8 protein-coding genes are annotated in these 11,319 nt (G+C 40.4%); 7 read left to right on the top strand and 1 reads right to left on the bottom strand.

Annotated features, from left to right (window positions below; all coding sequences use genetic code 11):
• Positions 1–222: 222 nt before the first annotated feature.
• Entirely contained in the window at positions 223–1,071 is an 849-nt protein-coding gene (locus G4407_RS11985; RefSeq protein ID WP_173689084.1) for an AraC family transcriptional regulator, read from the bottom strand.
• Between the two features lie 298 nt (positions 1,072–1,369).
• Between G4407_RS11985 and G4407_RS11980 the strand changes: the two genes are divergently transcribed.
• The 7 genes from G4407_RS11980 to rhaB all read left to right on the top strand — a co-directional run bounded on the left by G4407_RS11980 (position 1,370) and on the right by rhaB (position 11,282).
• Positions 1,370–2,644, top strand: a complete 1,275-nt coding sequence (locus G4407_RS11980; RefSeq protein ID WP_173689083.1) for an ABC transporter substrate-binding protein — start codon at positions 1,370–1,372, stop codon at positions 2,642–2,644.
• Positions 2,645–2,658: 14 nt separating this feature from the next.
• Positions 2,659–3,534, top strand: a complete 876-nt coding sequence (locus tag G4407_RS11975) for a carbohydrate ABC transporter permease (protein WP_173689082.1) — start codon at positions 2,659–2,661, stop codon at positions 3,532–3,534.
• The gene (locus G4407_RS11970; RefSeq protein ID WP_117555417.1) at positions 3,534–4,376 is read left to right on the top strand and encodes a carbohydrate ABC transporter permease; all 843 of its coding nucleotides are present in this window, start codon (positions 3,534–3,536) and stop codon (positions 4,374–4,376) included. Before G4407_RS11975 ends, G4407_RS11970 begins: the two co-directional genes overlap by 1 nt.
• A gap of 27 nt (positions 4,377–4,403) precedes the next feature.
• Positions 4,404–6,587: an alpha-galactosidase gene (locus tag G4407_RS11965; protein WP_173689081.1), complete on the top strand. Its 2,184-nt coding sequence runs from the start codon at positions 4,404–4,406 to the stop codon at positions 6,585–6,587.
• Between the two features lie 2 nt (positions 6,588–6,589).
• On the top strand, positions 6,590–8,425 hold the full coding sequence (locus G4407_RS11960) for an alpha-amylase family protein (protein ID WP_173689080.1): 1,836 nt from the start codon (positions 6,590–6,592) through the stop codon (positions 8,423–8,425).
• A 340-nt stretch (positions 8,426–8,765) separates the two neighbouring features.
• The gene (locus G4407_RS11955; RefSeq protein ID WP_173689079.1) at positions 8,766–9,743 is read left to right on the top strand and encodes an AraC family transcriptional regulator; all 978 of its coding nucleotides are present in this window, start codon (positions 8,766–8,768) and stop codon (positions 9,741–9,743) included.
• Between the two features lie 129 nt (positions 9,744–9,872).
• Positions 9,873–11,282, top strand: a complete 1,410-nt coding sequence (rhaB, locus tag G4407_RS11950; protein WP_173689078.1) for a rhamnulokinase — start codon at positions 9,873–9,875, stop codon at positions 11,280–11,282.
• Positions 11,283–11,319: the final 37 nt, after the last annotated feature.

The following is an 11,319-nucleotide window of genomic DNA, read 5'->3' as shown; positions in this document are numbered from 1 at the left end:
GCTGACTGTTACTAATCGGTCGAGGGCATAACCAAGAAGGTAGGACAGGGTAAGAGAAAATGGATGGAGTAAAGATTTAAGTTTGTATGTGGTTTTGAAGGTACATGAGAAAAGTAAGGGAGCTGTAGACCATAAGGGTTTGCAGTTTTTTTTATATAAGAAAATTCATTTCTGAGGAAAAAAGAATGCGTCTGATTCTATGACAGCGCATTCTTTTTTGTGTTATTTAAGTCTGTTCTGATTACGCCAGTCTCTTGGCGAGACACCGTAAATGTTTTTAAAGGCTCTGGAAAAATGCAATTGGTTAGGATAACCAACTGCATTGCCGACATCCTTAATGGAAAGCTTTGTCAGCTTTAATAATTCGGCAGCCTTAATCATTCTGTAGTTCAAGAGAAATTCCTGTGGAGATTTTCCAATTCCATCTTTAAATATTTTCCCAAAATAACTCCGATTTAATCCGCATACAGCAGCGATGTTTTCGACAGAAATATCGTTCTGAAAATTCTGCTCTATATAAGATAGGGCTTCATGGATATAAAAATCCTGAAGACGGCTGATTTTCGATGTCTGCATGATGGAAGTAGAACGAATAAGAGCATCAATTGCAAGATAGAGATGCCCGATCAGGTGAAATGGTGTAGCGTCTCCGTGACTTGCAATATAGAGAAGTTCTTCTTTCAGTATTTCACGCAGATCCTTAGAAGTAGCTTTATAAATCGGATTATCCAAACTAAGTCCGGAAAGTTCAATGGTTTCCTTTGCACGCAGTCCGTCAAATTCAATCCATGTATATTCCCATGGGAGCTTTTCATCAGAGATATAAGTATTGATTTGACCAGGGAAAATCATAAAGCCCTGGCCACTTTTTACGTGATAGGTCTGTGTTACACCGTGAGAATCATTTGCCATTAAAATTCCGGTGCCGGAGATAATGTAGTGAAAAAGAAAATGATTACGGACGGCAGGACCAAAACTATGCGCCGGTTCACATTGTTCGTAACCAAACTGATACAATCCAAGATCGACAAAATTCTCGCTTGGAAATACTGAAAACATAAGTTCTTTCATAATAATTCCTTTCTCATAGGTGCTCTGCCGTGAAAAAATGATGTTTAGCAGATGTTAAGTCAGTTGATATATATATTTATGTTTATTCTACTGATTTAATAAATAGATTGCAACTAAAATATACCAAAATGCTATGCATTTAGCAAAAAAGAAGAAAATAATAGCATTTTGGAATAAAAATTCAAATACAATGATATTTATAGTCGCATAATGGTAGGTTATAATACAACTACAAAGAAAGTACTTGATATATCGAGCGGTAACTAAAAACGAATATACCTGTGAGGAAGGAGCAAAAATGAGAAGGAAAAGAGCAGCAATTGTTTTGGGAATGTCTTGTATTCTGACGGCATCAGCTGTATTACAGGGATGTCAGCAAAATTCAAAAAGCGGAAAAGTGGAAATTGAACTGGTTCAGTATAAACCGGAGGCGGTAGATATATTTGAACAGCTCGAGAAAGAATTTAATGAAACACATGATGATATCCACTTAAAAATATCTTCCCCAAATGATGCGACAACAATTTTGAAAACACGTTTTATCAGGGAAGATTATCCGGATATTATCGGAATCGGAGGAGATATCAATTATTCGTATTTTGTTGATTCAGGAATACTGGCTGACCTTTCAGATTATGAAGGACTTGGTGAAGTAAAACCTGCATATCTGGATATTATTGAAGGATTGGAGTTTGTTCCGACAGAAGGAACATATGGGCTTCCGTATGTGGCAAATGCGGCAGGAGTGCTCTATAACAAAGATATGTTTGCAGAGCATGGATGGGAAATTCCACAGACCTGGGATGAATTTGTTTCTCTCTGTGATGAAATTCAGAATGAAGGAATCCAGCCACTTTATTTTGGGTTTAAAGATACCTGGACCTGCCTTGCACCTTGGAATGCACTTGCAGTTGGACTTGCACCATCCGATGTTTGTCAGCAGGTGAATAAGGGAGAAACAACCTTCTCCAAAGAATATCCGCAAGTGGCAGAAAAAATGCTTGAATTGTTAAACTATGGTGAAGATGGACCGTTTGCATACGGATACAACGATGCATGTACTGCATTTGCAAATGGTGAATCAGCGATGTATACAATCGGAAGCTATGCAATTCCGCAGATCAAATCTGTAAATCCGGATATGAATATCGGTTCTTTTGTTATGCCGGCTAATGATTCAGAAAAGGACAATGTATTAAACTCAGGAGTGGACCTTCAGTTTTGTGTGATGGACGCATGTGAAAACAAGGACGCAGCATATGAAGTACTTGATTTCCTGATGGATCATGATAGTATCCAGACATACTTAGATGCACAGAATGCGGTGCCTTGTAAAAACGAAGATTTTGCATTAGCTCCGGAACTGGAAGATATGAAACCATATATTCAGGATAACCGTATGGCGGATTACCAGGATCACTATTATCCGTCAGAAATGGCAGTCGATGCACAAATCCAGACATTTCTCATAAACCAGGATGTTGACGCATTCCTGAAAAAATTTGACAAAGACTGGAACAGATATAACAGGGATATCATTCGTATGATGGAAGATTATGAAGCAGGCAAGTAGGAGGGATACAGATCATGAATAAATTGAAAAAGATGAATGGCAGAGAGCGGACATTTTTACTGATTACGATACCGATACTTGCATTGTTTTTCTGCTTTAATACGCTGCCACTTATTAAAGGTGTTATTTATAGTTTTACAAATTTTCGAGGATATGGCGAGTTTGACTGGGTAGGTCTTCGGAATTATGCAGATTTATTTACTGACGCAAGAGTCGGAAAATCCTATCTGTTTACATTCAAGCTTGCAATTGTTGCAACAATTGTTGTAAATGTGTTGAGTCTTATTTTAGCACTGGGATTAAACAGCAAAATTAAATTTAAAAGTGCACTCAGAGGAATGTATTTCGTTCCAAATATTTTAGGAGCACTTGTAGTGGGCTATATTTTCAATTACTTTTTCACTTATATTCTTCCGGCAGTTGTAAAAATGATGGGCGGAAAAGGTGACAGTATCCTGGCAAGCTCAAAATGGGCATGGGTTGCAATCGTAATTGTATGTGCATGGCAGTCTGTTGCGATGAATACGATCATTTATATTTCCGGGCTTCAGACGGTACCGGAGGATGTATATGAAGCAGGTTCCCTTGATGGAGCGACCGGATGGAAAAAATTCAGAAATCTGACATTCCCTCTGATCCTTCCGTTCTTTACCATCAACATGGTACTCTGTATGAAAAACTTTCTGATGGTATTTGATCAGATCATGGCTCTTACAAAAGGAGGTCCGGCACAGAGTACGGAATCAATTTCATTTTTGATTTATAACAATGGTATGGCAGGAGGACAGTTTGGGTTCCAGAGTGCCAATGCAGTTGTGTTCTTTGTAGTGATCGTTGTGATCTCTGTATTACAGATGAACTTTTTGGGAAATAAGGAGGAACAGTTATAATGAAAGTAAAGGTGAAAGAAAGAGTAAACTGGCCAATCACAATTTTATTGATTCTGGGGCTTGTAACCGTTATTTTTCCTCTTTATCTTACAGTTGTGATTGCATTTAAGAAACCGTCGGAAATGACAAACAGTATTTCCGGAATTTTATCTTTGCCGAAAAGCTGGAGTTTTTCTAACTTTGCAGAAGCAATGCGTGTAACAGATTTCTGGCATTCACTGGGCAACAGTGTGCTGATAACGATTGTAACGGTAGTTCTTTCCATTCTGATTCATTCTATGATCGGTTATGTGATCGGAAGAAGTAAAAGTACCAGTAAATTTTACAAAGTAGCCTATCTTTATATTGTAAGCGGTATGTTTGTTCCATTTGCAATTTTGATGATGCCACTTGTGAAGCAGACAGCACAGATGGGAATTGACAATATTTTCGGTGTTATTTTGTGTTATCTTGTATTTTATATGCCGATGAATGTGCTCTTATACTCCGGTTATCTGAAAAATATTCCGATGGCACTGGAAGAGGCTGCACATGTAGACGGGGCAACAACCTGGAAAACTTATTGGAGCGTTATTTTCCCAATCATGAAACCGATGCATGCAACAGTAGCGGTACTTACAGCACTTGGTACATGGAATGACGTTATGACACCACTTGTAATTCTGGCAGGTAGTGATGTGAACACACTGCCACTTGCACAGATGACATTCCAGACACAATTTGGAACCAATTATAATCTTGCATTTGCATCCTATTTACTGGCACTGCTTCCGATTTTGATTTTCTATCTGATCTGTCAGAAACAGATTCTGAACGGTGTTGTAAATGGCGCAGTAAAATAAATTTGACAGAAGCTTAAGGAGAAGAACATGGGAATCATATACAACGAGAAAGCAAAAACATTTACATTACATACCCAAAATACAACGTATCAGATGCAGATTGATGCATATGGATTTTTACTGCATTTATATTATGGAAGAAAGACAGATGGAGTTATGGACTATCTTCTGACCTATGCAGACCGTGGCTTCTCAGGAAATCCGCAGGATACAGGAAATGACAGAACATATTCCCTTGATGTGCTGCCGCAGGAATTTCCGTGTCGACTGACAGGAGATTTCAGGAGTCCGGTGCTTGATCTTGTAAATGCAGATGGTTCTTTTGGATGCGATCTTAGATATCAGGGATATGAGATTTGTAATGGAAAATACAATTTGAAGGGACTTCCGGCAGTTTATGCTGCCGAAGAGGAAGCCCAGACTCTGATCATTTATATGAAAGATCAGGTGACAGGATTACAGGTAGAATTACTTTATGGAGTTCTTCCGGAGTATGATGTGATCACAAGAAGTGCAAAAGTGATTAATACAGAAGAAGATAAAATCAGACTGACAAAAGCACAGGCAGCCTGTATTGATCTTCTTCACGGTGAGTTTGATGTGATTTCATTTTACGGCCGCCATGCGATGGAAAGAAATATGCAAAGAACACCGGTAGGACATGGAGCTTTTGTAATTGGAAGCCGCAGAGGAACATCCAGCCATCAGTACAATCCGATGATGATACTGGCAGAAAAAGAAACGACAGAAGATTCCGGTACCTGTTATGGAATGTCTTTTGTATACAGCGGAGGATTTAAGGCAGAAGTAGAAAAGGATCAGTTCGGGCAGACAAGAATGCAGATGGGACTGCAGGAAGAACAGTTTTCTTATCCACTGAAAAAAGGAGAGGAATTTGTGATCCCTGAAGTTATTTTAACTTGCAGCAATCAGGGACTTGGAAAGCTTTCCCAGAATCTGCAGAGATGTATCCGTAAAAATCTGTGTCGCGGAAAATATAAAGAAAAAGTAAGACCGATACTAATCAACAGTTGGGAAGCATGCTATTTTGATTTTACGGGAGAAGATATCTATCATCTTGCCGAGCAGGCAAAGGATCTGGGAATCGATATGGTTGTACTGGACGATGGATGGTTTGGAAGTCGAAATGATGACAACAGTGGACTTGGCGACTGGAAGGTAAATGAAGAAAAGCTGCAGGGAAGTCTTGGTGACCTGATCAGCAGGATCAATGCGTTAGGTGTTAAATTCGGGCTCTGGTTTGAGCCGGAGATGGTAAATGAAGACAGTGATCTTTACCGTGAACATCCGGACTGGGCAATTCAGATCCCGGGAAGAAAACCGGTAAAAGGAAGAAACCAGCTACTCCTTGATTTTTCGAGAAAAGAAGTTGTGGATGCTGTTTATGAGCAGATGTGTCAGGTGCTCGATCAGGGAAATATCGAATATGTAAAATGGGATATGAACCGAAGTATGGCAGAAGTATATTCTATGACAGCAGAAGAACAAGGTAGTGTGCAGTATGACTACATGCTTGGACTTTATGATTTCCTGGAGCGTATTATAAACCGCTATCCAGATCTTCTGATCGAAGGCTGCAGTGGTGGAGGAGGTCGTTTTGACGCGGGAATGCTGTATTATACACCACAGATCTGGTGCAGTGATAATACGGATGCAGTGGATCGTGTGAGGATTCAATACGGAACATCCTTTGGATATCCGGTATCAGCAGTGGGATCTCATGTATCAGCAGTTCCGAATCACCAGACAGGAAGAAAAACATCCCTTCATACACGAGGTGTCTGTGCTATGGCAGGAACTTTTGGCTATGAGCTGGATCCGGCGAAAATGACAGATGAAGAGCGCAGAGAGATCCGGGAACAGATAATAGAATACAAAAAATATGCACCACTCGTACAAAATGGGCTTTATTATCGACTGAGCAATCCATTCGCAGAAGAAGTCGGTGCCTGGGAGTTTGTATCAGAAGATGGAAGAGAAGCCCTTGTAAATGTGATTATGCTCGAAATCCATGGAAACATGACGGTTAATTATGTAAAACTGAAAGGTCTGTGTGCCGGACAATTCTATAAAGATTCAAATACCGGAAAAATTTATCCGGCAGAGGCTCTGATGGAAGCTGGTATGCCGATGCCTCTTGAATTCGGTGAGTACATGGCATATCAGATTTATCTGGAAATGGTTGATTAAAAATGAGAAATAAAGATGAGATTTTTGAAAAGAGACTGGCGAAGCATTTAGATGAGCTTCGCTGGCTCTATATGGAATTATATGATAATGAAGCAATGTTTGCAGAACTCTGCGAACAGATGCAGAATTACTATCATGCAAGAAATGCGAAACTTCGAAAGAGAGATCTGGAGAAGGAAAAGGATCCGGCGTGGTATCGTAAGAAAAACATGCTGGGAATGATGCTGTATATTGATAATTTTGCCGGAAATTTAAGGGGAGTCAAAGGAAAGCTTAAGTATCTGGAAGAATGTGGTGTAAACTGTGTTCATCTGATGCCGTTTCTCGATTCGCCAAAGGGAAGATCCGATGGCGGCTATGCGGTTGCGGATTTCAGAAAAGTAAAGCCGGAGCTTGGAACCATAGAAGATCTTGCAGATCTGGCTGAAGCCTGCCATGAAAAAGACATGAATCTGTGTATGGATTTTGTAATGAACCATACTTCCGAAGATCATGAATGGGCACAGAAGGCAAGAATGGGTGAAGGCGAATATATGAGCCGGTATTTCTTCTGTGACAATGAAAACTATGTCAGGGAATATGAGAAAACAGTGCCACAGGTATTTCCGGAAACAGCACCGGGGAATTTTACGTGGCTTCCTGAAATCAGACACTACGTGTTGACTACCTTTTATCCTTATCAGTGGGATCTGAATTATAAGAATCCGAGGGTGTTTAACGAAATGATGTATAATTTCCTTTTCCTGGCCAATCAGGGGATTGACATTCTGCGGATCGATGCAGTTCCTTATATCTGGAAGGAAATGGGGACAAGCTGCAGAAATCTTCCACAGGTACACACGATAGTCAGGATGATGCGTATGATCGGGGAGATTGTGTGTCCATCGGTTGTATTATTGGGGGAAGTCGTGATGGAACCGGAAAAAGTAGTTCCTTATTTTGGTACCATAGAAAAGCCGGAATGTCATATGCTTTATAATGTAACCATGATGGCTACGACATGGAATACGGTTGCGACGAGAGATACCAGACTTTTACGGATGCAGCTTGATATTATGAACAACCTTCCGAAAGAGTATACTTTCTTAAATTATCTCAGATGTCATGATGATATTGGATGGGGACTGGATTTCCAGACACTTGCCGGTTGGGGAATGCAGGAAGTCCCGCACAAAAGATATCTGAATGACTTCTTCACGGGAAAGATCGCAGATAGTGTGAGCCGAGGGGAACTTTATAATGAAGATCCGATAACAGGAGATGCCAGATTCTGTGCAACGACAGCTTCCATGTGTGGAATTGAAAGTGCCGGATTTGAGCAAGATGAAGAAAAGAAAAAACGTGCGGTCAGATTCGATCTGATGCTGCACGCTTATATGATGGTACAATCCGGAATTCCGATGCTTTATAGTGGAGATGAGATTGGTCAGGTAAATGATTATACCTATAAAAATGATCCGGAAAAACAGGTCGATTCCAGGTATATCCACAGAGGAAAATTTGACTGGAAGCTGGCAGACGGACGAAAGAGAAAAGGAACGGTACAAAAAGAACTGTTTGATGGAATTGGGAAACTTAGATCTATTCGAAGCAAGGAAAAAGTATTTGACGCATCGGCAAATGTCTGGACGCTAGACACTTGGGAAAATGGAATCCTTGGAGTTGTGCGGGAGATGGAGGGCGAGCAGATGACAGCACTTTTTAATTTCGCAGAAGAGAGCCGGACAGCCTGGATTGAAGAAGAGGGCGAGTATATGGATTTATATACCGGTAAAAAAGTCAGCCTTCAGGCAGTAAAAATGGAAGGACATTCCTTTATATTAGCAAAGAAATGCTAAAGTCAGATATAAAAAGAGCAGGTAAGAAATTCTATCCTTTCTTACCTGCTCTTTAATACTTGTGCACCGGGGGCTGATGTGATGACTATTGAAAACGCCGTATACGAGAGCAGTATGTACGGTGTTGTGAGAGGTCGGCGGTTAGTCACCGCCTCCTACTCGGTTTTTCTTTAGAATAGGTGACAAATTTTGCTCCAGGGGGTGTTCATTTTGAAAAATATACTTTATGCTTAGAGTAAATGACTTTCTTGCAAAAGTAGGAGAAAGTACGACTACAGGTACGTCATACACTAAGAATCTGATCAATTTTGGAATTCTGCTATTATAAAGGGGATATTATATGAAACAGAAACTGTTGGATGAACTAATGAAGGTATCGGAAGAAGAACAGAAATATCTGGACGGTCAGGGTGACATTGAAAGACAATTGTATGTGAAAGAAAAGATAGAGGAAATAGACAGGGAACTGCTGCTTGGCAGAGGACAGCTTATTACAGTACGTCCGCATAGCCGTTTTGTCGATTTTCCGGAATACAGACACAATTATGTAGAGATTATGTATGTTATCCAGGGCAGTATTACGCATTGCATAGAAGGAAAAGAGCTGGTACTTCATAAGGGTGATGTCCTGATGCTGAACCAGCAGGTGGTGCATTCAATAAAAAGAGCGGATTATCAGGACATAGGTATAAATTTTATTGCACTTCCTGAATTTTTTGAGGTACCTTTATCTATGCTTGGCGAAGAGAATGTTCTTGCCCGGTTTGTGACAAGCGTATTCAGACAAAAGGATCCGGTCTCGCATTACCTTCTGTTTCGACTGCAGGAGAATGAGCAGGTCGAAAACCTTATGGAAAATATGGTGGAATCCATGCTGCACGGATATGCTAACGAAGATATAATAAACCAATATTCCATGGGGATTGTATTTTTGTATCTGCTGAATCATCTGGAAAATCTTAGCCATAACTCTTCTATGGATTATAAGGAGACGATCGTCCAGGCAGTGCTCGGATATATTAACAGTGACTGTAAAAATGCCAGTCTGACGAGAATTGCAGAGGATACGAATCAGTCTATGACTGCCTTAAGCAAACTGATAAAGCAAAAAACCGGATACAATTTTCAGGAGCTTCTGCAAAGAAAAAGATTTCAGATGGCGGTTCTTCTGCTGTGCGATACAAAGCTTTCGATTGAAGAAATAGCCCTGGATGTCGGGTATGAGAATCAAAGCTATTTTTTCAGGCAATTTAAGAAGCGTTACGGAATGACACCGCACAAATACAGAAAAGAAAACATAAAAGATAAAACACGATAGGATGGAAAATAAGGACAGTTTTTTGAACTAATGAGGTTCTAAAAAGCTGTCCTTATTTTTGTTATATTGAGTACAGAAAAAAGGTAATTATTCAGAACCACCGAGAACAAAAAAGAAAGGAACTCACATATGGATACAAGATATTATCTTGCGGTTGACATTGGCGCTTCAAGTGGCAGACATATGCTTTCACACATGGAAAACGGAAAGATGGTGCTTGAGGAGATCTACCGCTTTCCAAACGGCATGACAGAAAAAGATGGTCATAAGGTGTGGGATGTGGACAGACTTTTTGAGGAAATACTTACAGGCATGAAAAAGTGTCTGAAAATGGGAAAAATTCCACACAGCATGGGAATTGACACATGGGCTGTGGATTTTGTCCTGTTGGATGAAAACGACAGAATGCTTGGAGATGCGGTTGCCTACAGGGATGACAGAACAAAGGACATCGACAAAGCAGTGTATCAGTTTGTACCGGAGACAGAACTTTACACAAGAACCGGTATTCAGAAACAGATCTTTAATACGATTTATCAGCTGATGGCTGTAAAAAAACAAAATCCGGATATGTTTGCAAATGCAAAGACAATGCTTATGATACCTGATTATTTCCATTTTCTTTTAACCGGAAGGAAGGCTCAGGAATATACAAATGCATCAACTACCCAGCTTGTAAATGCGAAGACAAAGGACTGGGATCATCAGCTCATAGCTAAGCTTGGATTTCCACAGGAATTGTTTTTAGAAATAAAAAGTCCGGGATATGAGCTGGGAGACTTAACAAATGCCATTCAGGAAAAGGTGGGATTCAACTGCACGGTCATTCTTCCACCGACGCATGATACTGCGTCCGCTGTTATGGCTATTCCAACGCAGGAGGATGCTGCTTTGTATATCAGCTCAGGAACATGGTCACTTATGGGAACAGAGCTTAAAGAAGCAGACTGTACAGTCGGCAGCATGAAGTGCAATCTGACAAACGAAGGCGGTTATGATCACAGATTCCGTTATCTGAAAAATATTATGGGACTGTGGATGATACAGTCGGTAAAGAAAGAAATCGCACAGGATATGAGTTTTGCTGAAATATGTGAGATGGCAGCAAAAGAGGATATAAAGTCAGTGGTGGATGCGAACAATGACAGATTTTTAGCACCGGAAAGCATGACAGAGGAAGTAAAAAAAGCATGCAGTGAGAGTGGACAGCAGATTCCACAGTCGGTCGCAGAGGTGGCAGCCGTTATCTATAACAGCCTGGCAAGGTGCTATGCAGGGACTGCTCACGAGATAGAGGAGCTGACAGGAAAGCAATATTCGCATATATATGTAGTCGGGGGAGGCTCAAATGCAGCTTACCTGAATGAGCTTACCGCAAAGGAAACAGGAATGACTGTTTACGCGGGACCGGGCGAAGCCACTGCGATAGGAAATATAGCTTCACAAATGATCGCAGCTAAAGAACTTTACGATTTAAAAGCTGCAAGACAATGCATTTTCGATTCTTTTGAAATAAAAGAATATAGTCCGAATTTATAAATGATAAATGCAAAATTGCTATCAAAAGAAGGGAGAA

Origin of the sequence: Allocoprococcus comes (genome assembly GCF_013300725.1) — a bacterium.
Classification (GTDB): Bacteria; Bacillota; Clostridia; order Lachnospirales; family Lachnospiraceae; genus Allocoprococcus; species Allocoprococcus comes_A.
The sequence above is the reverse complement of the archived record's forward strand: the minus strand, read 5'-3'. Positions and strand labels throughout refer to the sequence as shown.